Below are 26,001 nucleotides of genomic sequence, written 5' to 3'. Positions count from 1 at the left end.
CCGGGAGACAGGCGCGGTGAGCACGGTGACGGCGCCCGGGCCCGTGCTCGGCCTGCCCGTGTGGCCGGTCGAGCCGGAGCCGGTCGACCCGAGCGGCACGTCGTACCTGGTCGTGGCCCTCGGCACCGCGGCCCGCACCGCCGAGGTGGCCGCGCGCTGGGTGCGGGCGGCCGAGGCGCAGGCACCGACGCGCCTGGTGGTGGCGGACGACGTCGTGACCGGCCGGTCCGACCTCGTCGCGGCCCTCGTGGCGGCGCGCACCGGGGTGCGCATCCTCCTCGTCGGCGGCCAGTGCGACGTGCTCCTCGCCCTGGCGCTCGCCCGGACCCACGGCGCGGGGGAGGCCGAGCTGCGCAGCTTCGCCGTGGACGGCGCGGCGGCGGCCGCCGGGCTGCCCACCGACCTGCCCGTCTACTGCGCCCACTGCCGCGACACGCACCGGGTGCACGCGCCGTACGGCGGGGAGGCCACGTGCCCCGGCTGCGCCCGCCTCCTCGAGATCCACCCGCACCTCTCCGCGACCCGTGGCAGCTTCCTCGCCTCCGACGCGCGTGCCCGGGAGCTCGCGTGAGCGCCCCCGTCGTCGAGCGCTACCCGGCCCACCTGCACCCGGCGTACGCGACCGGCGTGCGGGTGCTCCAGGTCGTCGACACCGTGTCGCTGACCGACGCCGTGCGCCACGTGGTGCTCGCGGCGCCCGACGGGGGCGTGCTGGCCTCCTACGAGCCCGGCGCCCACCTCGTCCTCACGACCGGCGCCGGCGGGCGCAACGCCTACTCCCTGACCGGCGACGGGGTGAACCCGCGGCAGTACGCCGTCTCGGTGCTGCGGCGCGGCCAGGGCGGGGGGTCCGACTGGGTGCACGACGTGCTCGCCGTGGGCGACCTCGTGGAGGTCGAGGGCCCGCGCTCCAGCTTCGCGCCCCGCCACGACCAGCGCCACGCCCTGCTCGTGGCCGGCGGCATCGGCGTCACCCCGGTGCTCTCCCACGCCCGCGCGGTCGCCCGTTGGGGCGGCACCTGCGAGGTCCTCTACTCCTACCGGCCCGGGCACGGCGCGCACCTCGACGACCTGCGCGCCCTCGCGGCCCGCCCCGGCGTCACGCTCCACGAGGCGACCTCGGTCGAGGCCACGGCCCGCCTGCTCGCCGAGCGCCTCGCCGACCAGCCGCTCGGCACCCACGCCTACGCCTGCGGCCCGGTGCCCCTGCTCGACGCGTACGTCGCCGCGGCCGCCGCCGCGGGCTGGCCGGAGGCGCGGGTGCACCTGGAGCGGTTCACGGCGCCCGAGCTGGAGGCCGGCGTGGCCTTCACCGCGCGGGTCGCCTCCACCGGGCAGCGGCTCGCCGTGCCCCCGGGCACGAGCCTGCTGACGGCCCTGCTCGAGGCGGGCCACGACGTGCCGAACCTGTGCCGCCAGGGCGTGTGCGGCGAGTGCCTGGTGCCCGTGCGGTCGGGTGCGCTGGAGCACCGCGACCTCGTCCTGTCCGAGTCCGAGAAGCAGGCCGGTGACCGGATGCTCAGCTGCGTCTCGCGCGGCGGGCACACCGGGGCCGAGATCGAGGTGGACCTCTGATGACCGTCACGACCGGGCCCGCCACGGCGCGACCCTTCCCGACCCGCGGCCACACGGCCCGCCTGCCGTGGCCGTTCCCCGACGACCTGACCGCGTTCCGCTACTCGGTCAACGTCGAGCCCGCCCGCGTGGTGCGGCGCACGGCCGCCGGGGAGTGGGGCGCGCACCTCGTCGACCTGGGCGGGGAGGAGTACGGCGCGATCATGGCGGAGCGGCGCCGCATCCTGGCGGCGGACCCGACGCGGGTGCGGGTCATGCCCGGCATGGGCCCGGCCTGCTGGGACCTGCTCGTCTACTACCTGCGCGACCTCGCCGCGTCGTACCCCCACGTGATGGAGCTCGAGGAGACCACGGTCCCGGCCGGGGACCGCTTCCACTGGCGCAACCACGCGCTGGGCACCGACCAGGTCTTCGTGCTGGGCGACGCGGCGAGCCTGCCCTGCGACCCGTTGACGTTCCTGGGCCGCGAGGTGCCGGACGACCTGCTGCTGGTGAAGGAACGCGACGGGCGGCTGCACTTCGACGCCGGGCTCGTCACGTTCGCGGCCGCGTGGTCGGTGTCGTTCGACGTCGGGATGAGCATGGACGAGATCCACCAGCCCGTGCCCGGCCTCACCCGCGACGGCGTCACGGCACGGGCCGAGCACTTCCTGCGCCGGCTGCCCGCCGACCAGGTCTACCGGCGGATCAACTGGACGCTCTCGGCCTCCGGCTCCCGCAAGCTCGACGTCAGCCTCGAGGAGCTGCCGGCGTGGGGCACCGACATCCCGGCCCTGGTCCGCGACGAGGACTGGGGCCGCCTGCAGCTGCGCATCGAGGTGGAGCACTTCGTGCGACTCCCCATGACGGGGGCGGTCACCTTCAACATCCGCACCCACATGACCTCGCTCGAGGAGGTCCGCCAGGTCCCGGCGTGGCGCGACCAGCTGGCCCGGGTGGTGCTCGAGCTGCCCGACGACGTCGCCGCCTACAAGGGCTTCCTCGACTACCGCGAGCCGGCGATGGCCTGGCTGACCGCCCCCGACCCGAGGAGCGCGACGTGAACGACCTCACCCTCCGTGCGCGCGGTGTCGCGACCGCGGAACGCCCCCTTCACGCCCCCGAAACGCGCGGGCTGTCGACTGGGTGCCCTCGGGGACCACGACCGTCGGACGTCCGGCGCCGGACACGATGCAGCGGGGGAGGGACGTCATGGTGAGCCCGAGCGCGACCAGCGTGCCGCCATGGGCCCGCGAGCCCCACGTCGAGCCCGCGGACCCGACCGGCCGCACCCACACGCTCCTCGTCGTGGGCCCCGGTGACGGCCAGACGGGTACGGCGGTGCGCGCGGTCGCCGCCGGGTGGCAGGAAGAGCTGGGGGCGGCCCCCGTCCACCGGCACGACTGCGCCGACGCCGCCGTCGCCGTCGACGCCCTGCACGCGGACCTCGCGGTCGCCCGTGTGGGCCACCGGGTGCTCGTGGCCGGCACCGCCGAGGCGTGCCTCGCCGTGCGCGCGGCCGCGGTGCGCGCCGGGCTCGCCGACGACGAGCTGCGCTTCGGCGCCGTGGCCGCCGACGTGCGCACCGTCTGGTGCGTCCACTGCTCCGCCACGACGACCGCCGCGGTCGCGGCCGGCGGGGTCGTCGCCTGCCCCGGTTGCGCGCGGTCCCTCCTCGTCTACGAGCACGTCTCCCGGCGCACCGGTCACCACCTCGGCTTCATGGTCGACGCCGAGGACCAGCCGTGGGAGGAGTCCGCGTGAGCACCACCGCACCGGCCCCGACGGCTCCCCGTACCGCGACCCCGCCCACCGCTCTCCCGGCTCCCGGTCTGCCGGCGCCGCTGGGCGCGGGCGAGCGACTGGCGCTGGTCGTCGTCGCCGTCGACGACAGCGTCCCGGGCGTGCGCAGCCTGTCGCTCGCCCGACCCGACGGGGGCGCCCTGCCGTCGTGGACCCCGGGCAGCCACCTCGTCGTCGAGGTGCCACCGGGCGCGGGCCGGGAGCGCCGGCTCGCCAACGCCTACTCGCTGACGGGCGAGACCGTGCACCCGAGCGCCTACACCGTCTCCGTGCTGCGCCGGGACCCCCAGGAGGGGGCGGCCGGCGGCTCGGCGTGGGTCCACGGGCTCGCGGTGGGCGACACCGTGACGACGACGGCGCCGCGCAGCGCGTTCCCGCCCGTGCAGCGCGCCACCCGCCACCTCCTCGTCGGCGCCGGCATCGGCATCACGCCGCTCGTCTCGCACCTGCGCTCGGCGCTGCGGTGGGGCCGTGACGTGCAGCTGGTGCAGGTCTGCCGCGGGGGCCGCGGCGCCCACCTCGACGAGGTGCGCGCGCTCGGGGGCGACCGCGTGACGGTGCTCGACGGCCGGGCCGCGCTGGCCGCGCACCTGCCGGCGCTCCTGGCCGACCAGCCGATCGGCACCCACCTCTACACCTGCGGGCCGGCCGACTTCATGGACGCGGTCCTCGCCGCGGCCCGCGCTCTGGGCTGGCCGGAGAGCCGGCTGCACCTCGAGCACTTCGGGCTCGCCGCCCTCGACCCGGGCGACCCCTTCACCGTCACGGTCACCGGGGGCCCGACGCTCGAGGTGCCGTCGGGCACGAGCCTGCTGGAGGCGCTCGAGCAGCAGGGGTACGACGTGCCCCACCTCTGCCGGCAGGGCGTCTGCGGCGAGTGCCGGCTGCGCGTCGCGCCCGCCGCGAGCACCGGGGTGCACCACCGCGACCTCTACCTCGACGACGCCGCCCGCGCCGCCGGCGACTGCCTCATGGCGTGCGTCTCCCGCGCGCTCCCCGACCCGGCCACGGGCCGCGCCCACCTGGAGGTCTCGCCGTGACGTCCACCGCCCCCGACCTCGTCGCCGGGTTCCCCTTCCCGTTCCCGAACGCGACCTACCGCTACTCCACGAACGTCGAGCCCGCCCGGGGCGTCGTCACGACACCCGCCGGCCAGTGGGGGGACGCGGTCGTCGACGTCGACGCCGAGTACCACCGCGAGCTCGACGAGCGGGCCGCCATCCTCGAGCAGGACCCGTCGCGGTACGCCGTGCTGCCCCACATGGACGTCGCCTGCTGGGACGCGATGCTCTGCCTCATGCGCGAGCTGGCCCTGGCCCGCCCCGGGTCCTTCGACCTGGAGCCCGTCGCGGGGGGTGCGCGTCCGTCGTACCGCTGGCGCAACCGGCTGCTCGACATCGACCACACCTTCGTGCTGGGCGACCCCGCCACGCTGCCCGCCGAGCCGTTGGCGTGGATCACCTCCCAGGTGCAGGAGGACGTCGTGCTGCTCGACCAGCGCGACGGCACCCTGTTCGGCGACGCGGGCGTCGTCACCTTCGCGGCCGACTGGTCGTTCGGCTTCGACGTCGGGATGAGCTTCCTCGAGATCCACGGCCCGGTGCCGCGCATCCACCCCGAGGGCGTCATCACCCGCGCCCACGAGTTCCTCAAGGGCCTGCAGCCGGGGGAGACCTACCGCCGCACCAACTGGACCCTCACGATCGGGCGCCGGCTGGACGTCTCCACCGAGCGCTACCCGGAGTGGGGGCCCGACCGTGCGATGGTCCGCACCGTCGACGACGACGCCTTCGGTCGCCTCGTGCACCTGCGCACCGAGGTGCAGCACCTCGTGCGGCTCCCCGAGTCGGGAGCCGTCATGTTCCTCATCCGCAGCTACCTGCTGCCCCTCGCCGACCTGGCCCGGGTCGAGCCGTGGCGGGCCCGGGCCGCCGACGTCATCGCGGAGCTCCCCGAGGACATGGCCGACTACAAGGGCATCGCCACCTACCGCCATCGCGCCGCAGCGTGGCTGCGCGACCACCCGCACCACTGAGCACCGCGGCCCGCCGCCGCCCACCCGAGGAGACACCCCCATGCCCGCAGCAGACGTCGCGTGGATGCTCGCCGCCCTGGCGCTCGTCATCATCATGTTCCCCGGGATCGCCCTGTTCTACGGGGGCATGGTGGGGAGCAAGAACGCCCTCAACATGATCATGATGACGATGAGCACCCTCGCCACCGTGACCGTGCTCTACGTCCTCTTCGGCCACGGCCTCGTCGTCGGCGACTCCGTCGGCGGCTGGGGCCTCATCGGCAACCCCGACGGCTACCTCGGGTTCCTCGGGATCTACGAGGACCCCGGGGAGGCCCAGCTCGTCGACCCCTACTGGTTCGCCTTCTACATCCTCTTCGCCGCCATCACCGTCGCGATCGTCGCCTCCGGCGCCGTCGGGCGCATGAAGTTCGGTGGCTGGCTGGTGTTCTCGGCCGTCTGGGCGACGCTCGTCTACTTCCCGCTGGGCCACTGGGTGTTCGCCTTCGACGGCGAGGGCACCCAGGGCGGGTGGATGCGCAACGACCTCGGCCTCCACGACTACGCCGGCGGCACCGCCGTCCACATGTCCGCCGGTCTCGGCGCGCTCGCCCTCGCGATGGTGCTCGGCCCCCGCAAGAACATGGGCTCGCGACCCCACAACCTGCCGCTGGTGCTGCTCGGGGCCGGGCTGCTGTGGATGGGCTGGTTCGGCTTCAACGGGGGTACGGCGGGCGGCGCGAACTTCCTCGCGCAGTACGCCGTGATGACCACCCTCATCGCCGGGGCCACCGGCATGATCGGCTTCTGCCTCGTCGAGAAGATCCGCGACGGCGCCCCCACCACCCTCGGCATGGCGTCGGGCATCATCGCCGGCCTCGTCGGCATCACCCCGTCGGCCGACGCGGTCGACGCCCTCGGCGCGATCGTCGTGGGCGTCGCGTCCGGCGCGTTCGTCGCCTGGGCCTGCACGTGGAAGGCGAAGCTCGGGGTCGACGAGAGCCTCGACGCGTTCGCCGTGCACGGCATGGGCGGGATCGTCGGCTCGCTGTGCGTCGTGCTCATCGGCTACTCGGGCTCGCCGGCGGGGATCAAGGGGGTCCTGTTCGGGGGCAGCTGGGACATCGCGTGGCGCGAGGTGGTCGCCATCGGGGCCACCTGCGGCTACGCGTTCGTGATGACCTGGATCATCGCGAAGGTGCTCGACAAGACGATGGGGCTGCGCGTGGACGAGGAGAAGGAGTTCGCCGGTCTCGACCTCGCCGAGCACTCCGAGTCGGCCTACGACATCGAGCGCTCCGGGGGCTCCCTCGGCGAGGCCCGCGCCGACCGGCTCTCGGGCGCGCCGAGCGCCGAGCGCATCGCGGCCCTCGCCGCCCGGACGGAGGCCGAGGAGTCCCGCGCCGCGGCGAGCGACCCCGCCTGACCCCACCCCGGTCCGGCCCGACCCACGCCGGCACGGACCCCTGCGGTTCGTGCCGGCGCGGCGTCTCGGGGAGGATGGCGCCCGTGACGACGACGGGCTGGACGCTGCGCCTCGCGCGCGGCGGTGTGCTCGCCCTCGTCGTGCTGCTGGCCGGCGGCGCCGGCCACGCCCTCGCCGGCGGTGCCCTGCCCTCCCCGCTCGCGGCGCTGCCGCTGCTGCTCCTGCTCACCGCCGGGTCCGCGCTGCTGCTCGGCCGGCGGGTCGACGCGCTGGAGACCACGCTGCTCCTCGTCGTCGGCCAGGCCGCCACCCACCTCGGGCTGATGGTGCTCGCACCCGGCCCGGCGGGCGCCCCGCACGCCCACCCGACCCCGGTCGACGCCGGGGCCGGGGACCTGGCGATGGTGGCGTTCCACCTGCTCGCCGCCGCGGTCGGGGGCCTCTGGCTCGCCGCCGGCGAGCGGGCGGTGTGGACGCTGCTCGACCTCGCCCTCGTGCGCCCCGTGACCCGCCTCGTCGGGCGCCTCGTCGCCCGGCTCGTCGGCCGCTGGGTCCTGCTGCTCCGGGCCCGCGCCGCAGGGCCTGCCCGTCGCCCGCGCGGCCCGCTCGGGCACGCCCGCCCCCGCCCCGCCACGGCCCTCGTGCTCCTGCGGCCCACGCCGCCACGCGCCCCGCCGCGGCCCGGCGCGCCGGCGTACTGACCCGACCCGCACCACGCTCCCCGTCCCCTGACGGCCCGGTGCCTCCCGTCGGGGGTACGACGCCGCGCCCGCACCGCGTCCGCCGCCGGCGCGACCCCCGGGGTCGCGCCGTGCCCCGCCGTGCCCACCGCGCCTCCCAGGAGACCCATGACCATCCCCGACTCCCGCCCCGCGGGAGCCGTCACCGACCCGACCGACCCCACCGCCCCGCCTGTCCCACCTGGCCCGTCCCGCCCGGCCGACCCGCCGCGGGGCACGTGGCGCCCGCTGCTGCTGCGCCTGCACTTCTACGCCGGCGTGCTCGTCGCGCCCTTCCTGCTCGTGGCGGCGCTCAGCGGCGCGCTCTACGCCGCGACGCCCCAGCTGGAGCAGGTCGTGCACGCCGACGAGCTGACGACCGACTCCCGCGGCGAGGCCCTCCCGCTCGACGAGCAGGTCGCCGCCGCGCGGGCCGCCCGGCCCGACCTGCCGCTGCTCGCGGTGCGACCCGCCGCCGAGGAGGGCACCACCACCCGTGTGCTCCTCGACGCCGGGGAGGCCGACCGCAGCCGGCGCCTCGCCGTCTTCGTCGACCCCGTGACGGGCGACGTGCGGGGGGAGCTGACGGCGTACGGCACCTCCGGGAGCCTGCCGTTCCGCACGTGGGTCAGCGAGCTGCACCGGAACCTCCACCTCGGCGAGCCCGGCCGGATCTACTCCGAGCTCGCCGCCTCGTGGCTCGGTGTCGTCGCGCTGGCCGGCGTGGGGCTCTGGTGGGGCGGCGTGCGGCGCGCCCGGCGCCCCGGCGCCCGGCCCGTGCGGGACCGGCTCGTGCCGCGGCGGCACGGGCTCCGGCCCCGGCAGCGCACCCGCGCCCTCCACGGCGTGCTGGGGACCTGGCTGGTGCTCGGCTTCCTCGTGCTCTCGGCGACGGGCCTGACCTGGTCGCGCTTCGCCGGGGCGAACGTGACCGAGCTGCGCGCGGCGCTCGACTGGTCCACCCCCGCCGTCGTGTCCGACCTCGAGGCCGCGGGGAGCGACGAGCCCGGCGGTGGCGGCCACGCGGGCCACGGCGACCACGGCGACCACGCCGACCACGGCGACCACGCGGGGCACGCCGGCCACCCGGCCGACGACGCCCCCGGTGTCGGCTGGCAGGCGACGTACGACGCGGCGCGCGACGCCGGTCTCGTCGGCCTGGTGGAGATGGGGCACCCGGCCGACGGGGCGGCGTACGTCGTCCAGGAGCTCGACCGCGGGTGGCCCACCCAGGCCGACGCGGCGGCCGTCGACCCGGCGACGGGGGAGGTGGTCGACGTCGTGCGGTTCGCCGACTACCCGTTCATGGCCAAGCTGGCCCGCTGGGGCGTGGACCTGCACATGGGGGTCCTGTTCGGGTGGGCGAACCAGCTCGCCCTGCTCGTGCTCGCGGCCGGGCTCGTCGCGATGGTGGTCGGCGGCTACCGGATGTGGTGGCAGCGCCGCCCCACCCGCGGGCACCGCCTGCGCCCGGGACGGCCCGTACGGCGGGGCGCCTGGCGTGCGCTCCCGCGGTGGGGCCTGCCGGTCGTCGGGGCGGTGGCCGTGGCCGTCGGGTGGTTCCTGCCCGTGCTCGGCGCCAGCCTCGCGGCGTTCCTGCTCGTCGACCTCGCGCTCGGCGCGCGGGACCGGACCCCGGCCTAGCGGTCGGGGTCCGGCTCGGGCGGGGGCGGGCGGTGGGCCGCGACGGCGCCGTGGTTCGCGACCACGACCGCCGCCGGCGGCAGCACCGCCGCGACGACGCACAGGAGGGCGGCGGCGGTCGTCGAGTGGTGCCGGACCACCAGGCCCGCCAGCAGGAACAGGGTCAGGCAGGTGGTCATCATGACGACGTACGCCCGCCGCCGCGCCTGCGGCGTCATCGCGGCCCCGCGCAGCGGGTCACGGGCGACTCGGGCGTCACGGGATCACGGGATCACGGCGGGACGGTCAGGCGACCAGCGCGGGCGCCTCGGCCACCACCGGCGCTGCCGGGGCGCCCTGCGAGCCCTCGCCGTCGGTGTCGTCGCCGAGACCGATGCCGATCGCGACCATCGCACCCCCGCCCACGAGGAGCAGCACGATCACTGCGATCACGATCAACCGGCGCTTCTCCATCACGACTCCTGTCGTCGGGGGGACGTCTCCACGAAACTACGCGACCCCCCAACCGGGCCCGGGGGCGTGGGAGGGTCGTCGGATGACCGGTACCCGCTCGGCCTGGCGCCTGCTCACCCTGGTGGCCCTCGTCACGGGCGCCACGCTCGTCCTGGTGGGCCTCGGCGTGCTCGTCGCGGGGCTGGTCGGCGCCCTCGACCTGGGGGAGCCCGTCGGCGTGCGGGCCGGTCCCGGGTCCGGGGCGAGCGCGCCGGTGGGCCTCGTGGCCGGCGTGCTCGTGCTCGGCGGCGCCCTGATGGTGGCCGCGGCGCTGCGCGACCGGTGGCGGTGAGGGGCGCCGTACCCCCGACCGGTCCAGACCGGTCGACGCCGAGCGTTCCCGCGGCCCCGGGCGGCCGTTCACCGCGGGTTCACGGGTGACGGGGGCGGGTGCGCGACGTTGACCGACGCCCCACCGCCGCCGTCGAGAGGTCGCCCATGCCCGCCCCCCGGACCAGGTACGCCGCACTCGGCGCCCTGCCCCTCCTCGGCCTCGGCCTCCTCGCACCCGTGGGTGCACAGGCCGCCGAGACCCCCGCCCCTGCCGCCGCCGGCACCGTCGTCATCAACGAGATCGCCCAGAACACCGGCGAGACGGACTGGGTCGAGCTGCACAACACCGGCAGCGCCCCGGTCGACGTGACCGGGTGGCGGTTGCTCGACAACGACGACACCCGTGACTTCGCCCTGGCCGCCGGCTCCGTCGTCCCGGCCGGGGGCTACCTGTCGGTCGACGTGAGCGAGGACGTGCCCGGGCGCACGGGGTTCGGGCTGGGGCGGGCCGACATGGTCCGCCTGCTCCTGCCCGCCGGGCAGGGCGACACCCCGGTCGACTCCTTCGCCTGGACCGACCACACCGCCACGACCTACGGCCGCTGCGCCGACGGCACGGGCGCGTTCACGCCGACCGCCGCCCCCACCCGCGACGCCGCCAACGCGTGCGCGGCGGAGCCGGCCGACGTGGTGCGCATCAACGAGGTCGAGTCGTCCGACCCCGCGGGCGGACCGGACTGGATCGAGCTGGTCAACACCGGCACCGTCCCCGTCGACCTCTCCGGCCTGGTGGTGAAGGACGACAACGACGCGCGGACCGACACCATCGCGGCCGGCACCGTGCTGGCGCCCGGCGCCTTCCACGTGGTCGAGCCCACCTTCGGCCTGGGCGGCGCCGACGAGGCGCGCGTGCTCGACGGCGACGTGCTCGTCGACCGCCACGCCTGGACCGCGCACGCCGCCACCACCTGGGGCCGCTACCCCGACGGCACCGGCGCCTTCGCCGAGACGGCCGCCGCCACGCGGGGTGCCGCCAACGCACCCGTGCCGGTCGCGACGCCCGACGTCGTCGTCAACGAGGTCGAGTCCAGCGGCGGCACGCCGGGCGACTGGGTCGAGCTGCGCAACCGGGGCACGGTCGACGTCGACCTGTCCGGGTACGTCGTCGGCGACAGCGACGCCACCCACCGGGCCGTCCTGCCCGCGGGCTCGGTCGCCCCGGCGGGCGGGTTCCTCGTCGTCGAGGAGGCCACCCTGGGCTTCGGTCTCGGCAGCTCCGACCAGGCCCGCCTGTTCGCCCCCGACGGCGTCACCGTCGTCGACGAGCGCTCCTGGACCGCCCACGCCCCGACGTCGTACGGGCTGTGCGGCGACGCCTGGGTGGTCACCACCTCGCCGACCAAGGGCGCGGTCAACGACTGCGGCGCCCCGGTGCGGATCAACGAGGTCGAGTCGAGCGGCGGGACGCCGGGCGACTGGGTCGAGCTGGTCAACAACGGGGCCGCGCCGGTCGACGTCTCCGGCTTCGTCGTCGCGGACGACGACGACACGCACCGCCGTACCGTGCCCGCGGGCACCGTCATCCCCGCCGGCGGCCACCACGTCGTCGACGTGGAGGGCGGCGACGGCGGCTTCGGCCTCGGCGGGGCCGACAGCGCCCGCCTGTTCGACGCCACCGGCGCGCTGCTGGACGCCACCTCGTGGACCGCGCACGCGGCCACCACCTGGGGCCGCTGCCCCGAGGGCACGGGCGACTTCGCCGCGACCGCCGCGCCCACCCGCGGCGCGGTCAACCAGTGCGCCGGCGACGTCGTCGCCGAGGCCTGGCCCGGCCCGGCGGAGGTGCGCACGGCCGACCCGGCCGGCACCTACGCCGAGAACATGAGCGGTCTCGTCTTCGCGCCCGACGGCGCGGCGCTGTGGGCCGTGCAGAACAACCCGGGCAGCCTGCACCGCCTCGTGCGCTCGGGCGAGCAGTGGGTCGCCGACGCCGGCTGGACCGGCGGCCGCGCGCTCCACTACGCCGACGGCACGGGCAACGTGGACGCCGAGGGCGTCACGGTCGGCCCCGACGGCCTCTACGTGGCGAGCGAGCGGAACAACGACGGGGGCGGCAGCCGCCCCTCGATCCTGCGGTACGACGCGCCCGCCGCGGCCGGGGGCGCGCTCAGCGCCACCGGTGAGTGGAACCTGGCCCCGGAGCTGCCGGGCATCGGCGCCAACGCCGGTCTCGAGGGCATCACCTGGGTGCCGTCGTCCGTGCTGGTCGCGCAGGGCCTGGTCGACCAGAGCACCGGCGCGGCCTACGACCCGGCGCGCTACCCCGACGCCGACGGCGTGTTCCTCGTCGGGGTCGAGGCCACCGGCGACGTGCTGGCCTACGCGCTGGGCGCCTCCGGCTCGTTCACGCGGATCGCGTCCTTCGCCAGCGGCTTCCCGGGCGTCATGGAGCTGCAGCACGACCCGGCCACGGGTGCGGTGTGGGTCTCCTGCGACGACGCCTGCTCCGGGCGCACCACGCTGTTCGAGGTGGACGGCTCCGGGGCGTTCGCCCCCACCGTCACCTACGACCGCCCGGCGGGCATGCCGGACGTGGCGAACGAGGGTCTCGCGCTCGCGCCGGTCGCGCGCTGCACCGACGGCCTGCGCGAGGTCGTGTGGGCCGACGACTCCAGCACCGGCGGCCACGCCCTCCGCGTCGGGGCCATCACCTGCACCGCCGGGCCCGTCGACCCCGAGCCCGAGCCCGAGGTGCCGGCGCCGGGCAGCCTCGGCACCGGGTCGAGCATCACGCCCGCCCCGCAGTGGCGCTACGCCCGCACCGGTGCCGCCAAGCCGATCGCCGTCTACTACGAGGGCGAGGACGGCGCGCGGGTCAGCGGCACGGTCTACACGACGTTGCGCCAGGCGGGGAGCGGTCGCCTGGTGGCCACCGCCCACGCGTACGGCGGGAGCCGCACCACGGTCGCGACCCCGGTCGTCCCGCGGGTGAAGGCCAGCTACCAGGTCGTCGTCACGTTCGTGCCCGACGACCCGGCGTACCGCACCAGCGTGCGCTCCTTCTGGGTGTGGGCGACGCCGAGCGGTCGCCCCTGACCCACCCCTGATCCACCCCTGACCCACCCGCCGCCGTCACCGACGGCCGCCGCGCGAGCCGCCACGGACCCCGGTCCGTGGCGGCTCGTCGCGTCCGGGAGGTGCCACCGCGTCGTGACGTCGACGTAACCCGCCTGCAACGCGCCGCTTGTTAACTACTCGTGGACAATGATTCACTACAGTGGACAAGGTGGAGGGGCGCGACATGACGGAGAGCACCGAGGCGGCGGACCTCGCCACGCTGGCCGAGAAGGCGGGCACGACGTTCGTCCTCGCGCTGTTCGTGGACCTGAACGGCAAGCCGTGCGCCAAGCTCGTGCCGGTCGAGGCGGTGCACGAGCTGCAGACGGAGGGGGTCGGGTTCGCCGGCTACGCCGTCGGGTCGATGGGCCAGGAGCCGAAGGACCCCGACCTCGTCGCGATCCCCGACCCGGCCAGCTTCACCCCGGTGCCCTTCATCAAGGAGGGCCTGGCGATCGTCCACTGCGACCCGCACGTCGAGGGCCGGCCGTGGCCGTTCGCGCCCCGCGTCATCCTGCGCTCGGTGCTGGCCCGCCTCCGCGAGAGCCAGGGCCTCGAGGCGTACGTCGGGGCGGAGGTGGAGTACTTCCTCCTGCGCCGCGAGGCCGACGGCACGCTGGTGACGGCGGACCCCGGCGACCGGGCGGCGCGCCCCTGCTACGACGCGCGCGGCGTCACCCGCATGTACGACCACCTCGCCGACGTCTCGCGGGCGATGAACGACCTGGGCTGGGGCAACTACGCGAACGACCACGAGGACGGCAACGGCCAGTTCGAGCAGAACTTCGCCTACGCCGACGCGCTGACGACGGCCGACCGCGTCGTCACCCTGCGCTACCTCATCTCGATGATCGCGGAGGAGCGCGACATGGTCGCGACCTTCATGCCGAAGCCCTTCGCCGACCGCACCGGCTCCGGCCTGCACCTGCACCTGTCGCTGTGGCGCGACGGGGAGTCCGCCTTCCCCGACGCCGAGGACCCGCGCGGCCTGGGCCTGAGCCCGGTGGCCTACGCGTTCGCGGGCGGCATCCTCGAGCACGCCTCGGCGCTGCAGGCGGTGCTCGGGCCGAGCGTGAACTCCTACAAGCGCACCGGGGCGGTCTCCACCACCTCGGGCGCCTCGTGGGCGCCGCGGTTCCCGACGTACGGCGGCAACGACCGCACCCACTTCCTCCGCGTGCCCGACCGCCACCGCATCGAGCTGCGCGGCGGCGACGGGTCCGCGAACCCCTACCTCGCCGTCGCGGCCGCCCTCGGGGCGGGCCTCGACGGCATCGAGCGCGACCTGGACCCGGGCACGGTCGGCGGCGACAACGGCACCACCCGCCCGGCCCTGCCCCGCACCCTCCTCCACGCCGTCGAGGCGCTCGAGGCGGACCCGGTCGTCGCCGGCGCGCTCGACGCGGCCGCCGACGGCGAGCACCGCGTGGCGGCGTACTTCGCCGACGCCAAGCGCGAGGAGTTCTTCGCCTGGCACTCCCAGGTCACGACCTGGGAGGTCGACCACTACCTCACGGCCTACTGAGGCCGGGACACCCCTCACCACCCTCCACCCACCACCTCCGGAGAGGAACCCCCATGTGCGGCATCGTCGGGTTGCACCTGCGCGACCCAGCGCTCCACCCGCGGCTCGGTGAGCTGCTCACCGGCATGCTCTGCGAGATGCAGGACCGGGGCGCGGACTCCGCCGGCGTCGCGGTCCACGGCGACCCCCGCTGGTCGCCCGCGGGCCACGTCACCGTGTCGTTCGTGCCCGAAGCCTCCGCCACCGGGCTGGGCAGCGGCACGACGGACGCCGAGGCCGTCGCCGCCCTCACCGCGGCGCTCGGCTCGCCCGTCGAGGTCGTCGACGCGGGCCCGACGCTCGTGGCCCACGTGCCGGCGGAGGTCGGCACGGACGCGCTCGTCGCGGCGGTGCGCGCGACGTACCCCGACGGCCTCGTCGCGGGCTTCGGCACCGACCTGGCCGTGCTCAAGGGCGTCGGCCACCCGCGCGACCTGGCCGCGGCCTACGGCCTGCCGGCGGCGCAGGGCTGGCAGGGCGTCGGGCACACGCGGATGGCCACCGAGTCGGCCGTGACGCCGGGCGGGTGCCACCCCTACGCGGTCGGCCCCGACCAGTGCCTCGTGCACAACGGGTCCTTCGCCAACCACGCCTCGGTACGCCGGGAGCTGCGGGCCGCGGGCGTGGAGTTCGACTCCGAGAACGACACGGAGGTCGGCGCCCGCTTCGTCGCCGACCGGCTCGCCGCGGGCTACGACGTCGCCACCGCGCTCAAGGAGCTGACGACGACGTTCGACGGCTTCTACACGCTCCTCGTCGCCGACCGCGACTCGTTCGCCGTCGTGCGCGACGCGATCGCCTGCAAGCCCGCCGTCGTCGCCGAGCACGACGACTGGGTCGCGGTGGCGTCGGAGTACCGCGCCCTCGTCGGCCTGCCCGGCATCGCGCAGGCCCGCATCTTCGAGCCCGAGCCCGAGAGGATCTACGCATGGACGCGCTGACCGTCCCCACCCGCGAGGTCGACCTCGCGACCACCCCGCTGCGCACCCTCAACGCGCTGCTCCAGGGCCGCGAGGTCACCGGCGAGACCCCGCTCGGGGCCGACGAGGGCGTCACCGTGGTGAACCCGCGCGGCGCCCACGCCGTGGCCGTCGGCCTCGACGCCCCGCGCCAGGTGCGGGTCGCCGGCCACGTCGGCTACTACGCCGCCGGCATGAACCAGCGGGCCGACGTCGTCATCGAGGGCAACGCCGGCGTCGGCGTCGCGGAGAACATGATGAGCGGCTCGGTGGTCGTGCGGGGCAACGTCTCGCAGTCGGCGGGCGCCACGGCGCACGGCGGGCTGCTCGTCGTCGAGGGCGACGCCGCCGCGCGCTGCGGCATCTCGATGAAGGGCGTCGACATCGTCGTGGGCGGCTCGATCGGCCACATGAGCGCCTTCATGGCGCAGGCGGGCCGCCTCGTCGTGCGCGGCGACGCCGGCGAGGCGCTGGGCGACTCGATCTACGAGGCCCGCATCTACGTGCGCGGGGAGGTCGCCTCGCTGGGCGCCGACTGCGTCGCCAAGGAGATGCGCCCCGAGCACCTCGAGGAGCTGGCGGCCCTGCTGAAGGCGGCGGGCTTCGAGGACGACGACCCCGCGGCGTACACCCGCTACGGGTCGGCCCGCACGCTCTACCACTTCCACGTCGACAACGCGTCGGCCTACTGACGGCCCCGGAGGACCCTAGCGATGAACGACCACGACCTCGCCCTGGCGCGCCGCGGCCTGCGCCGCTCGGCCACCTTCGACCCCGCCACGATCCACGACATCCAGCGGGCGGCGGCCACCGGGATCTACGACATCCGCGGCGGCGGCGCCAAGCGCCCCCTGCCGCACTTCGACGACCTGCTGTTCCTGGGCGCCTCGATGAGCCGCTACCCGCTCGAGGGCTACCGCGAGCGGTGCGGCACCGACGTGGTGCTGGGCGGCCGCAACGCGGCGTACCCCCTGCACCTCGCGATCCCCGTCACGATCGCGGGCATGAGCTTCGGCGCCCTGTCGGGGCGGGCCAAGGAGGCGCTCGGCCGCGGCGCGAGCGAGGCCGGGACCTCGACGACGACGGGCGACGGCGGGATGACGCCGGAGGAGCGGGGGCAGTCGAAGCACCTCGTCTACCAGTACCTGCCGAGCCGCTACGGCATGAACCCCGACGACCTGCGCTCGGCCGACGCCATCGAGATCGTGCTGGGCCAGGGCGCCAAGCCGGGCGGCGGGGGGATGCTGCTGGGGCAGAAGATCTCCGAGCGCGTGGCCGGCATGCGCACGCTGCCCCAGGGCATCGACCAGCGCAGCGCCTGCCGCCACCCCGACTGGACGGGGCCGGACGACCTGACCATCAAGATCGCGGAGCTGCGCGAGATCACCGGCTGGGAGAAGCCGATCTACGTCAAGGTCGGCGCCTCGCGGCCCTACTACGACGTGAAGCTCGCCGTGCACGCCGGCGCCGACGTGGTCGTCGTCGACGGGATGCAGGGCGGCACGGCCGCGACGCAGGACGTCTTCATCGAGAACGTCGGCATCCCGACGCTGGCCGCGATCCCGCAGGCCGTGCGCGCGCTGCAGGAGCTGGGCGTGCACCGCAAGGCGGACGGCGTGCAGCTCGTCGTCTCGGGCGGCATCCGCAACGGCGCCGACGTGGCCAAGGCGCTCGCGCTGGGCGCCGACGCCGTCGCGATCGGTACGGCGGCGCTGGTCGCCCTCGGCGACAACGACCCGCGCCTCGACGACGAGTACCGGGCCATCGGCTCGGCGGCCGGCTACTACGACGACTACCAGGACGGGCGCGACCCCGCCGGCATCTCGACGCAGGACGAGGAGCTCGCCGCCCGGTTCGACCCCGTCGAGGGCGGCCGCCGCCTCGCGAACTACCTGCGAGTGCTCACGATGGAGGCGCAGACCATCGCGCGCGCCTGCGGCAAGGCGCACGTGACGCACCTCGAGCCCGAGGACCTCGTGGCCCTCACGATCGAGGCCGCGGCCATGGCGCGGGTGCCGCTCGCCGGCACCGACTGGGTGCCGGGCCAGGGCCGCTGAGCGCCGCCGGCGGGGGCGCCCGCACCGGCACCGTCCGGGTCGTCGACCCGGCGGACCTGCCCGCGGTGCCGTGGCAGAACGGGGCGGGGACGACCCGCGCGCTGCGCTCGGACGTCGCGGCGGGCTGGCGGGTGAGCGTGGCCGCCGTACCGGGACCCGCGCCGTGGTCGCCGATGCCGGGGACCCGGCGGTGGTCCTGCGTGGTCGCGGGCGAGGGTCTCGCTCTCGTCGTCGACGGGCGCGCGGTCGCGGCGCCCCGGGGCGTCGTGGTGTCCCACCCCGGCGACGTGCCGGTCCACGGGACCCCGGTGGCCGGCCCGGTCGCCAACCTCAACCTCGTGCTCGAGCGGGGGCGGGCGAGCGGGAGGATGCGGGTCCGGACCGTGACCGGCCGGCTCGAGTGGGACCCGGACGTCGTCGCGCTGTGGGTGCTGGCGGGGTCGCTGTCGGGGGAGGCGCCGGACGGACCTGCCGGCCCCGGGCGGGTGCTGCTGCCGGACGGGGCGGGTGCCGTGGCGACGGCGGGGACGTGCACGGTGGTGGAGGTCGCGGTGGTGGAGGTCGCGGTGGCAGCGCCGCGGCCTGCGGAGGAGACGGACGTGAGGACGGGAGGGCGACGGTGACGTCGTACGTGGTGGTGGGAGCGGGGCTCGCGGGCTCGGCGACGGCGTGGCAGCTGGCCCGGCGCGGGGAGGACGTGGTGCTCGTCGAGCGCACCGAGCCCGCGAACGAGCACGGCAGCTCGCACGGCTCGGCACGGATCTTCCGCTACGGCTACCCGGACCCCTTCTACACGGGGCTGGTCGTGCGGGCGCGGGAGGCGTGGGACGAGCTGGAGGCCCTCGCCGGGCAGCAGCTCGTCGCGCCGAGCGGCTCGCTCGACCACGGTGCGGAGCGGCGGCCGGTCGAGCTCGCCGCCCGGCTGGCGGCGGCGGGCGTCGAGCACGAGCTGCTCGACCCGGCCGCGGCCGCGGCGCGGTGGCCCGGGATGGTCTTCGACTCGCCCGTGCTGTGGCACCCCGGCGCGGGCGTCATCGACGCCGAGACGTCCGTGCTCGCCATGGCGCGGCTGGCGCAGGAGGCGGGCGCGACGGTGCTGACCGGCTGGCCGGTGGCCCGCCTGGTGCGCGACGGCGCCGGGTTCCGGGTGGTGGCCGAGACCGGCGCCGAGCTGCGGGCGGACCGCGTCGTCGTCAGCGCCGGCGGCTGGCTGCCCGACCTGCTGGCGACCCTGCCGGCGTCGCTCGCCCGGCGGGTGCCGCCGCTGCAGGTGCGCCAGGAGCAGGCGTTCCACTTCCCCTACCGCGACGCGGCGCGGCCCTGGCCGACGTTCATCCACAAGACGCCGGGCATCCAGGTCTACGGGCTCCCCGGAGGCCGCGACGCCGGCTTCCGGGGCCAGAAGGTCGCCGAGTACAACGGCGGGCGCGTCGTCGGCTCCGCGGCCGCGGCGGACGGCGTCGTCGACCCGGCCAACCGCGACCGCGTGGTCGCGTACGTCGAGCAGCACCTCCCGGGCCTCGTGCCCGAGCCCTACGCCGAGACGACCTGCCTGTTCACCAACACCCCCGACGAGGACTTCGTCGTGGACGGGGCGGACGGCATCACCGTCGTCTCGCCGTGCTCGGGCCACGGTGCCAAGTTCGCGCCGCTGATCGGGCAGGTGGCGGCCGACGTCGCTACCGGCGCGGCCGCGGCGCCGCCCGCCTTCCGGCTCGCGGCGGTGGGCGCGTGAGCGGCGCAGGGGTCGGCCCGGGGGTCGGCCCGGGTGTCGCCGGCCTGCTCGCCGAGGTCGCCGACGTGGGGCGCGACGCGACCCGCGGCGGCTACTCCCGCTACGTCTACGACGACGCCGAGCTGACGCTGCGCGAGTGGTTCACCGAGCAGGCCGAGCGCCGCTCGATGGAGGTCGAGACCGACCGCAACGGCGCGCTGTGGGCGTGGCGGCACGGGGGCGGCCCCGGCAGCCCTGGCAGCCCTGGCGCACCGAGCGCCGTCGTGACCGGCAGCCACCTCGACTCCGTGCCGGGCGGCGGGGCGTACGACGGGCCGCTCGGCGTCGCCTCCGCCCTCGCCGCCGTGGACCTGCTCGACGCGCGGGGTGTGCGCTCGGAGCGACCGCTCGCCGTCGTCGCGTTCCCCGAGGAGGAGGGGGCACGGTTCGGCGTCGCCTGCCTCGGCTCGCGCCTGCTGACCGGGGCCGTCGACCCCGACCGCGCCCGCGGGCTGCGCGACGCCGACGGCCGCACCTTCGCCGAGGTCGCCGGGGCCGCGGGGCTCGACGTCGCCCACATCGGCGCCGACCCGCGCCGGCTGGCCGGCATCGGGGCGTTCGTCGAGCTGCACGTCGAGCAGGGCCGGGGACTGGTCGACCTCGACCGGCCGGTGGCCGTGGGCTCCTCGGTGCTGGGCCACGGCCGCTGGCGCCTCGTCGTGGAGGGCGAGGGCAACCACGCGGGCACGACGCTGATGGCCGACCGGCGCGACCCCCTCGTGGCCGCGGCGGCCGTCGTGCTCGCCGTGCGCGAGGTCGCGGCCCGGTACGACGACGCCCGCGCCACCGTGGGCCGCCTCCAGCCGGTGCCCGGCGGCACCAACGTCATCGCGTCGCGCGTCGACCTCTGGCTCGACGCCCGGCACCCCGACGACGCCGTGACCGCGGCGCTGGTGGAGCAGGTGCACGCCCGGGCGCAGGAGCTGGCCGCCGCGGAGGGCTGCACCGTGACCCTGGTGGAGGAGTCGTACGGCGGCACCGTCCACTTCGACGGGGCGCTGCGGGACCGGATCCGCGGCGTGCTCCCGGGCGCGCCGGTGCTCGCCACCGGGGCGGGCCACGACGCCGGGGTGCTGGCGGGCGCCGTACCGACCGCCATGCTGTTCACCCGCAACCCGAGCGGGGTGTCGCACTCCCCGCACGAGCACGTGGAGGACGTCGACGCCGAGGCCGGCGCGGTCGCCCTCGCCGACGTGCTCGCCGACCTGCTGGGCGACTGAGGCCGGGGAGGCCGGGGAGGCCGGCACCGCCGGGGGAGCGGCCGGGTCTCCTAGGGTTCACCCATGACCACCGAGGAGAACCGCGGGGCCGGGCCGGACCAGGGCGCGCTGCTGCGCAACACCGCGGGGACCGCGCGCGAGCGCCACCCCTCGGAGCCGCTGGAGCAGCTGGGCCTGGAGGAGGCGATCGCCCGCAACGTGCGCAGCCTGCGCACCCAGCACGGGCTGTCGGTGGGGGACATGGCCGAGCGCGTGGGCATCTCCAAGGCGATGCTCAGCAAGATCGAGAACGCGCAGACCTCGTGCAGCCTCTCCACGCTCGGGCGCCTCGCCGTGGGTCTCGACGTGCCCGTCACGTCGCTGCTGCGCGGCGCCGACGCCGAGCGGCCGGCCGCGTTCGTGGCGCGGGGCACCGGCGCGCGGATCGTGCGGGCCGGGACGAAGGAGGGGCACGAGTACGAGCTGCTCGGCTCCCTGCGCGGCGAGCACAAGCGGCTCGAGTGCCTGCACGTGACGCTCACGGCGGCCAGCGAGACCTACCCGCTGTTCCAGCACCCGGGCACGGAGTTCGTCTACGTGCTCGAGGGCGTCATGGACTACTCGCACTCGCGGACGGTCTACCGTCTGCACCCGGGCGACTCGCTGCAGATGGACGGCGAGGGCGCCCACGGGCCGGTGGAGCTCGTCGAGCTGCCGATCCGGTTCCTGTCGGTGATCGCGTTCCCCGAGGCGGACCTGTGACGGTCGCCCGGGGCTGAGGGGGAGACATGGGTGTGGGGGACGGGCTGCAGGCCTGGCGGCGCCGGCGACGGCACGACCCGGTGCGGCGCCAGCGCCGGGCGCGGCGCAAGAAGCGTCGCGACGACTGCATCGACTGCAGCGACTGCGGCTGCACCTCGCTCGACTGCCTGAGCGTCATGACGGTGACGGTGCTGCTCCGGGCGCTGCTGGGCGCGTTCGCCCCCGGCGCCGTCGACCCGCACACGCCGCCTCCCCGGTCGTGGGGGGCGCGCGTCGCCGCCCGCGGCGTGCGGTCCTACCAGCTCCACGTCTCGCCCCGCCGGGCCGCGCCGGTGTGCAACCTGACGCCGTCGTGCTCGCGCTACGGGCTGCAGGCCCTGTCCGCGCACGGGCTCGTGCGCGGAGGCGTGCTCGTGGGTCGACGTCTCGCCGGGTGCCGGGCCGCCGGCCACGTCTGCCGCTCCTGACCGCGGCGTCGCGCGGGACGGGGGCGGGACGGGGGCGGGACGGGGGCGGGGCTCAGGCGCCGGGCTCGGTCCGGTCGGCGAGGTCGCCGAGCTTCGCCAGCCGCGAGGTCAGCAGGTCGACGCGGTGGCCGTTGCCGGCGAGCGCGACGTACCGCTCGCCGTACGCCGCGAGCAGGTCGTCGTCGAGGCGGCGCACGGCGCCGGGGGGGTAGCGGTAGCCCATCCGCCGTGTGACGGCCTCGGAGTCGACGGCGGCCATGGTCGCGGCGAGGTCGACCGCGGAGGTGATCCCGAGCTCGGCGAGCAGCCCCGCGATCCACTCGTAGTGGTCGGTGCGCGACCAGCCGGCGCCGGGGTAGCGACCGGCGAGGTACGCCGCGAGGTCGCCCGCCGTGAGCCGGTGGCGGTCCGGGCCCTCCGCCGTACCCGGCCACACGCCGCTCGCCGCGCCACCGGCGACCTGGTCGCCGCGCAGCTGGTCGCGGATCGTCGAGAACTCCCGGTCGGCCAGCTCGAGGAGGCCGGCGGCGAGGGTGAAACGGCGGTCCAGCTCGGAGGCGTGCTCGGGCGGCACCTCGCCCTTGTAGCGGATGTCGTGCTCGAACTCGGCCCACGCGTGCTGCAGCGCGGTGCGGATCTGCACCTCGATGATGCGACCGCCGAGGGAGTCGACGGCGGGGTCGGGCTCCTCGGAGGTGTCGGCCGCCGGCAGGGTGAGGTCGAGGTGCCGGCTCGAGTAGCCCCACCGCCCGGCCCGCGCCGTCTCCAGACCCTTGTCACGGTCACCGAGCACGTCGAGCTCGTCGGAGAGCACCTCGGCCACGGCCTCGACGTCGCTGGACAGGTAGGTCACGACGCGCACGCCGATCTGGTCGGCCATCTCGCTCAGCGGGTCCTCGTAGCGCTGCCGGCCCTCCTCGGCGGAGGCCGCCTTCGCCGCGAACGACGCCACCGACTTGGCCCGCGCGGTCACCGACAGGTAGTTGATGCCGGCGTCGTCGAGCGCCGCGCGCACCAGCGCCAGGGCCTGGTCGGTGGCCCGCTGGGTCGTCGGGAGCAGCGCGGCGTAGGCCTGGACGGCCTTCTCGCGGGCCCGCTCGGTGCGACTGGGACGCGGTGCGGGCACGAGACCCTCGGGCAGCGTGGGCGTGACGATCGCGCCGGAGCGGGGCTCGCCGTACGTCGTGAGGCGCTCGGGCTCGCGCACGGCGAGGAGCGCGACGTACGCGCAGACGACCGCGTCGAGCTGGTCCTCCGCGACCCGCAGCTCCGACTTGCGGGTGGCCTGCTCGACGAGGGTGACGAGCGACTCCCACACGGGGCGCCGGCTGAGCAGCAGGGGGGTGCGGGCGCGGGAGAGCTTCTCCAGCTCCTCGGTCAGCCGCAGCATCTCCGAGCGCATCTGGGCGAAGGTGCGGTCGCGGCGCTGCTTGTACTTCAGGGTGCGGCCCAGCCGGAACAGCGCGACGGTCGCGGCGTGCGGGTAGACCTCGAGCGCGCGCCGGCGGGCGCCCGGGTCCAGGTCGAGGCCCCACCGCTGCGCCAGCCGCGCGGCGCGGGGGCCGTCGGCGAACTCCGGCTTGCCCCGGTTGGTGGGGTGCGTGCCCGCCTCGAAGGCGCGGAAGTCGGCGTTGAGCGCCTGCTCCGCGGGCCGCGTGCCGGTGGCGTTCGTGACGACCAGGGGGGCGTCGAGGGCGACGACGCAGTCCCCGTCGAGGTACGGCGTGACCTCCGCCGTGATCTCGGCGTCCGTGGTGACCGTGGCGGTGTGCAGCAGGCGCCCGCGGTCGTCGAGGACAGCGACGCCCGTGGGACGCCGCTCCCCCCACGCGAGGTCGACGCCGACGAGGTGCACGGGGCTCAGCCTGCCAGGTCGCGGTGCCAGCGGCGGCGCACGACGCGGACCACGAGCACCACCACGGCCAGGGCGACCAGCAGCAGCCAGGGGTGCCCGCCCCACACCGCGGACAGCACGGCGAGGCCCACCGTGACGTAGACCGTGGCCCACAGGGCGGCGCCCAGGACGAGGGCGGGGACGTAGCGGGCCAGCGGCATCCGCAGCACGCCCGCCGCGGCGTTCACCGCGGTCTGCACGCCGACGGTGAGGAAGCACAGCGTCACCGCGGGGGCGCCGAAGCGCCCGACGACCCGCTCCGCCCGCGCCACCTCCGGGCGGGCCAGCAGCCGCGACGCCCGGTCGGTGCGGGCCGACGCGCCGCGCGCACCCCGGCCGAGGGCGTACGTCGCGCCGCCCCGCAGCGTCGCGACCGCCCACAGGAAGGCGAAGGTCGCGGCCACGGGCCAGTCGTCGAGCACGGGTCTCATCCAACACCGCCGGGCCACGCCGACCGCTGCCGGAGGGCCCCCGGGGGGACCCGTCGCGGTTGGCCCGGCGGGCATACTCGACCTCGATGCCGGACGATGACACTCAGACCACCCCACGGCTCGATCTCGACTGGGTGAAGCTGGTCGCGGGAGCCCTCGCCGCCGTCTCCTCGGCCTTCCTGCTCTCGACGCTCGGCGCCGTCGGGACCCTCCTGGGCGCGGCACTGGGCAGCGTGATCGCCTCGGTCAGCGCGAGCCTCTACTCCGCCTCGCTGGAGCGCAGCCGCCAGAAGGTGCTGGCGGTGCAGGTGCCGCTGCGGCGGCGCGAGCCGGGCGACGCGACCTCACCTCTCGTGCTCCACGTGGCCGCCCAGGACGTCGCCGAGGGCGACCCCCCGGGCCCGCCCGCCGACGACACCGCGCGCGTCCAGCGGGTGGGCGCCGCGGACGGCGCCGCGGACCCCTCCGATCCCGCGGACGGCACGTCCGACGGGGGTACGACGGACCCCTCCGCCCGCCACTCCCTGCTGGTCTCGGTGCCGTGGAAGCGGGTGGCCACCTGGGCGGCCGGGCTGTTCCTGGCCGCGATGCTCGTGCTGACGGTCATCGAGCTCGCCGTCGGCCGCTCCGCCTCCGAGATCACGGGCGGGTCGGAGGGCGGGTCGCGCACGTCGTTCTCCCAGCTGACGGGCGGGGGCGGCGCGTCGGTGGACGACGACGGCGGCCCCGCGGCACCGGCCACCTCCGGGACCGGTACGTCGGACCCGTCGGCCACCGGGTCGTCGGAGCCCACCGGGGACGCGTCGCAGGAGCCGTCGGACGGCGCGACGAGCGACGACGGCGACGCCGGGAGCGACGACGACGAGGAACCGACGCAGGAGCCGACCACGGCCAACCCGACGCGCCAGCCGTCGGCGACCGCGACCCCCTCGCGTCCCGCCGCCGGCGCGCCGGCCACCACCGGCTGACCCCGAGCCGTCGGTGACGGCGCACGAGCGGGCGTCGAGTCGTCGGTAACGGCACGCGGGCGGGCGTCGAGTCGTCGGTAACGGCGTGCAGGTTGCGACGACTCGGCGGCGTACGGCGCGCGGTTTGCGACGACTCGGCGGCGTACGGGCGGCGCGAGGTGTGACCCCCGTCTCAAGGCGCCGACAAGATCCCCTCTGGTCCCGCGGCGCGGAGGCGCCGGAGGGGCCCGGCGGGTCGATCATGTCGAGCACCGGACGAGAGGTGCTGCCCATGGACGTCGATGACGCGGCCGTCGCCGCCTGGGCGCCGGGCCTCGCCGCGGCCGTCGCCTCCCTGCCCGCCGACCGCCGCCTCTGGCGCGTGGAGCGGGCGGGCGTGCGCGGCGTGCTCGGCCTCAGCTCGGGGGCGCTGGTGTGGAGCGAGGGCCCGGACTACCTCCTCGCCCGGCCCGTCGGCGAGGTGGTCGTGGCCGAGCCCGTCGGCCCGACCGGCCTGGTGGTGCAGGTGCACGGGCTGCTGCCGGTGCGCTGGACCTTCCCGGACGCGCGCGACCGCGACGCCCTGGGCGGCGCCCTGCGCGACGAGGTGGTCGGGTCGCGGCACCCCGCTCCACCGGTCGCGCCCGCCGCCGCGCCGCTGACCGTCGTACCCCCGCCGCCTGCCCCGCCGCCTGCCCCTGCGCCTGCCCCTGCGCCTGCGCCTGCGCCTGCGGTCGTACCCGTCGCCCCAGCCGCCGCCCCGGCACCGCCGCCCGTCGCGCACCACGGGCCGGCGCAACCGGCTCGGCGCACGTCGCGGCTCGGTCCGCCGCGCCGCGACGTGCCCACCCCCGTCGGGCCGCCGGCCCCCGTCCCCACTGCCGCTCACGCGCCGCCCCCGTCCC

Annotated in this window: 25 protein-coding genes and 1 pseudogene; 22 read left to right on the top strand and 4 right to left on the bottom strand. The window is 76.4% G+C overall.

Going from position 1 to position 26,001, the window contains the following annotated elements:
* Positions 1-16: 16 nt before the first annotated feature.
* The 9 genes from INN71_RS15535 to INN71_RS15495 all read left to right on the top strand — a co-directional run bounded on the left by INN71_RS15535 (position 17) and on the right by INN71_RS15495 (position 9,160).
* On the top strand, positions 17-571 hold the full coding sequence (locus INN71_RS15535; protein ID WP_301801091.1) for a dimethylamine monooxygenase subunit DmmA family protein: 555 nt from the start codon (positions 17-19) through the stop codon (positions 569-571).
* Positions 568-1,575 (top strand): PDR/VanB family oxidoreductase, encoded by a 1,008-nt coding sequence (locus INN71_RS15530; protein ID WP_301801089.1) that lies wholly within the window; start codon positions 568-570, stop codon positions 1,573-1,575. Before INN71_RS15535 ends, INN71_RS15530 begins: the two co-directional genes overlap by 4 nt.
* Complete coding sequence (locus INN71_RS15525) at positions 1,575-2,618, top strand: DUF3445 domain-containing protein (RefSeq protein ID WP_301801087.1); 1,044 nt, start codon at positions 1,575-1,577, stop codon at positions 2,616-2,618. Before INN71_RS15530 ends, INN71_RS15525 begins: the two co-directional genes overlap by 1 nt.
* Positions 2,619-2,766: 148 nt before the next feature.
* Entirely contained in the window at positions 2,767-3,318 is a 552-nt protein-coding gene (locus INN71_RS15520) for a dimethylamine monooxygenase subunit DmmA family protein (RefSeq protein WP_301801085.1), read from the top strand.
* Positions 3,315-4,397, top strand: a complete 1,083-nt coding sequence (locus tag INN71_RS15515) for a PDR/VanB family oxidoreductase (RefSeq protein ID WP_301801083.1) — start codon at positions 3,315-3,317, stop codon at positions 4,395-4,397. The genes INN71_RS15520 and INN71_RS15515 overlap by 4 nt, the downstream gene beginning before the upstream one ends.
* Positions 4,394-5,392 (top strand): DUF3445 domain-containing protein, encoded by a 999-nt coding sequence (locus INN71_RS15510; protein WP_301801082.1) that lies wholly within the window; start codon positions 4,394-4,396, stop codon positions 5,390-5,392. The genes INN71_RS15515 and INN71_RS15510 overlap by 4 nt, the downstream gene beginning before the upstream one ends.
* Positions 5,393-5,432: 40 nt before the next feature.
* On the top strand, positions 5,433-6,797 hold the full coding sequence (locus INN71_RS15505; protein WP_301801079.1) for an ammonium transporter: 1,365 nt from the start codon (positions 5,433-5,435) through the stop codon (positions 6,795-6,797).
* Between the two features lie 83 nt (positions 6,798-6,880).
* Positions 6,881-7,498 carry a hypothetical protein gene (locus INN71_RS15500; RefSeq protein WP_301801077.1) on the top strand — a complete coding sequence of 206 codons (618 nt, stop codon included), beginning with the start codon at positions 6,881-6,883 and terminating at the stop codon, positions 7,496-7,498.
* 147 nt (positions 7,499-7,645) lie between these two features.
* Positions 7,646-9,160 carry a PepSY domain-containing protein gene (locus INN71_RS15495; RefSeq protein ID WP_301801075.1) on the top strand — a complete coding sequence of 505 codons (1,515 nt, stop codon included), beginning with the start codon at positions 7,646-7,648 and terminating at the stop codon, positions 9,158-9,160.
* Here INN71_RS15495 and INN71_RS15490 read toward each other — a convergent pair.
* Positions 9,157-9,378, bottom strand: a complete 222-nt coding sequence (locus INN71_RS15490; RefSeq protein ID WP_301801074.1) for a DUF3099 domain-containing protein — start codon at positions 9,376-9,378, stop codon at positions 9,157-9,159. The genes INN71_RS15495 and INN71_RS15490 overlap by 4 nt on opposite strands.
* A gap of 67 nt (positions 9,379-9,445) precedes the next feature.
* Positions 9,446-9,616: a hypothetical protein gene (locus tag INN71_RS15485; RefSeq protein ID WP_277501100.1), complete on the bottom strand. Its 171-nt coding sequence runs from the start codon at positions 9,614-9,616 to the stop codon at positions 9,446-9,448.
* Between the two features lie 79 nt (positions 9,617-9,695).
* On the opposite strand from INN71_RS15485, the gene INN71_RS15480 reads away from it, so the two are divergent.
* The 11 genes from INN71_RS15480 (at position 9,696) to yidD (ending at position 21,824) form a co-directional block, all read left to right on the top strand.
* Positions 9,696-9,944 carry a hypothetical protein gene (locus INN71_RS15480; protein ID WP_301801072.1) on the top strand — a complete coding sequence of 83 codons (249 nt, stop codon included), beginning with the start codon at positions 9,696-9,698 and terminating at the stop codon, positions 9,942-9,944.
* Between the two features lie 146 nt (positions 9,945-10,090).
* Complete coding sequence (locus tag INN71_RS15475) at positions 10,091-13,021, top strand: lamin tail domain-containing protein (protein WP_301801070.1); 2,931 nt, start codon at positions 10,091-10,093, stop codon at positions 13,019-13,021.
* Positions 13,022-13,226: 205 nt separating this feature from the next.
* Entirely contained in the window at positions 13,227-14,567 is a 1,341-nt protein-coding gene (glnT, locus tag INN71_RS15470) for a type III glutamate--ammonia ligase (protein ID WP_301801069.1), read from the top strand.
* Between the two features lie 53 nt (positions 14,568-14,620).
* A complete protein-coding gene (locus INN71_RS15465) occupies positions 14,621-15,547 on the top strand; it encodes a hypothetical protein (protein WP_301801068.1) in 927 nt (308 codons plus the stop codon).
* Positions 15,535-16,257 carry a hypothetical protein gene (locus tag INN71_RS15460; protein ID WP_301801067.1) on the top strand — a complete coding sequence of 241 codons (723 nt, stop codon included), beginning with the start codon at positions 15,535-15,537 and terminating at the stop codon, positions 16,255-16,257. The genes INN71_RS15465 and INN71_RS15460 overlap by 13 nt, the downstream gene beginning before the upstream one ends.
* Positions 16,258-16,278: 21 nt before the next feature.
* Positions 16,279-17,622, top strand: a complete 1,344-nt coding sequence (locus INN71_RS15455) for an FMN-binding glutamate synthase family protein (protein WP_277501106.1) — start codon at positions 16,279-16,281, stop codon at positions 17,620-17,622.
* A complete protein-coding gene (locus INN71_RS15450) occupies positions 17,598-18,245 on the top strand; it encodes a HutD family protein (protein ID WP_301801165.1) in 648 nt (215 codons plus the stop codon). The genes INN71_RS15455 and INN71_RS15450 overlap by 25 nt, the downstream gene beginning before the upstream one ends.
* Complete coding sequence (locus INN71_RS15445; RefSeq protein ID WP_301801065.1) at positions 18,242-19,357, top strand: FAD-dependent oxidoreductase; 1,116 nt, start codon at positions 18,242-18,244, stop codon at positions 19,355-19,357. Before INN71_RS15450 ends, INN71_RS15445 begins: the two co-directional genes overlap by 4 nt.
* A complete protein-coding gene (locus INN71_RS15440; protein ID WP_301801063.1) occupies positions 19,354-20,616 on the top strand; it encodes an allantoate amidohydrolase in 1,263 nt (420 codons plus the stop codon). Before INN71_RS15445 ends, INN71_RS15440 begins: the two co-directional genes overlap by 4 nt.
* 63 nt (positions 20,617-20,679) lie before the next feature.
* Positions 20,680-21,357, top strand: coding sequence for an XRE family transcriptional regulator (locus INN71_RS15435; RefSeq protein ID WP_277501109.1), 678 nt, complete (start codon positions 20,680-20,682; stop codon positions 21,355-21,357).
* Positions 21,358-21,383: 26 nt separating this feature from the next.
* Positions 21,384-21,824: a membrane protein insertion efficiency factor YidD gene (yidD, locus tag INN71_RS15430; RefSeq protein WP_301801061.1), complete on the top strand. Its 441-nt coding sequence runs from the start codon at positions 21,384-21,386 to the stop codon at positions 21,822-21,824.
* Positions 21,825-21,876: 52 nt separating this feature from the next.
* Here yidD and INN71_RS15425 read toward each other — a convergent pair whose 3' ends face one another.
* Complete coding sequence (locus tag INN71_RS15425; protein ID WP_301801059.1) at positions 21,877-23,679, bottom strand: DUF429 domain-containing protein; 1,803 nt, start codon at positions 23,677-23,679, stop codon at positions 21,877-21,879.
* 5 nt (positions 23,680-23,684) lie between these two features.
* Positions 23,685-24,140, bottom strand: a complete 456-nt coding sequence (locus INN71_RS15420; protein ID WP_301801058.1) for a DedA family protein — start codon at positions 24,138-24,140, stop codon at positions 23,685-23,687.
* 95 nt (positions 24,141-24,235) lie between these two features.
* Between INN71_RS15420 and INN71_RS15415 the strand changes: the two genes are divergently transcribed.
* Positions 24,236-25,117, top strand: a complete 882-nt coding sequence (locus INN71_RS15415; RefSeq protein ID WP_301801056.1) for a hypothetical protein — start codon at positions 24,236-24,238, stop codon at positions 25,115-25,117.
* A gap of 271 nt (positions 25,118-25,388) precedes the next feature.
* A pseudogene (locus tag INN71_RS15410) lies at positions 25,389-26,001 on the top strand (hypothetical protein); the annotation flags it as partial.

The sequence above is a fragment of the Nocardioides sp. ChNu-153 genome (genome assembly GCF_030466625.1).
Taxonomy (GTDB): domain Bacteria; phylum Actinomycetota; class Actinomycetes; order Propionibacteriales; family Nocardioidaceae; genus Nocardioides.
Note: the sequence above shows the minus strand (reverse complement) of the source record. Positions and strands in the feature narration are given on the sequence as shown.

Coding starts and splice junctions, on each gene's coding strand:
- INN71_RS15525 (WP_301801087.1), top strand. CDS start 1,575: ATGACCGTCACGACCGGGCCCGCCACGGCGCGACCCTTCCCGACCCGC.
- INN71_RS15520 (WP_301801085.1), top strand. CDS start 2,767: ATGGTGAGCCCGAGCGCGACCAGCGTGCCGCCATGGGCCCGCGAGCCC.
- INN71_RS15505 (WP_301801079.1), top strand. CDS start 5,433: ATGCCCGCAGCAGACGTCGCGTGGATGCTCGCCGCCCTGGCGCTCGTC.
- INN71_RS15495 (WP_301801075.1), top strand. CDS start 7,646: ATGACCATCCCCGACTCCCGCCCCGCGGGAGCCGTCACCGACCCGACC.
- INN71_RS15490 (WP_301801074.1), bottom strand. CDS start 9,378: ATGACGCCGCAGGCGCGGCGGCGGGCGTACGTCGTCATGATGACCACC.
- INN71_RS15480 (WP_301801072.1), top strand. CDS start 9,696: ATGACCGGTACCCGCTCGGCCTGGCGCCTGCTCACCCTGGTGGCCCTC.
- INN71_RS15475 (WP_301801070.1), top strand. CDS start 10,091: ATGCCCGCCCCCCGGACCAGGTACGCCGCACTCGGCGCCCTGCCCCTC.
- glnT (WP_301801069.1), top strand. CDS start 13,227: ATGACGGAGAGCACCGAGGCGGCGGACCTCGCCACGCTGGCCGAGAAG.
- INN71_RS15465 (WP_301801068.1), top strand. CDS start 14,621: ATGTGCGGCATCGTCGGGTTGCACCTGCGCGACCCAGCGCTCCACCCG.
- INN71_RS15460 (WP_301801067.1), top strand. CDS start 15,535: ATGGACGCGCTGACCGTCCCCACCCGCGAGGTCGACCTCGCGACCACC.
- INN71_RS15455 (WP_277501106.1), top strand. CDS start 16,279: ATGAACGACCACGACCTCGCCCTGGCGCGCCGCGGCCTGCGCCGCTCG.
- INN71_RS15435 (WP_277501109.1), top strand. CDS start 20,680: ATGACCACCGAGGAGAACCGCGGGGCCGGGCCGGACCAGGGCGCGCTG.
- yidD (WP_301801061.1), top strand. CDS start 21,384: ATGGGTGTGGGGGACGGGCTGCAGGCCTGGCGGCGCCGGCGACGGCAC.
- INN71_RS15415 (WP_301801056.1), top strand. CDS start 24,236: ATGCCGGACGATGACACTCAGACCACCCCACGGCTCGATCTCGACTGG.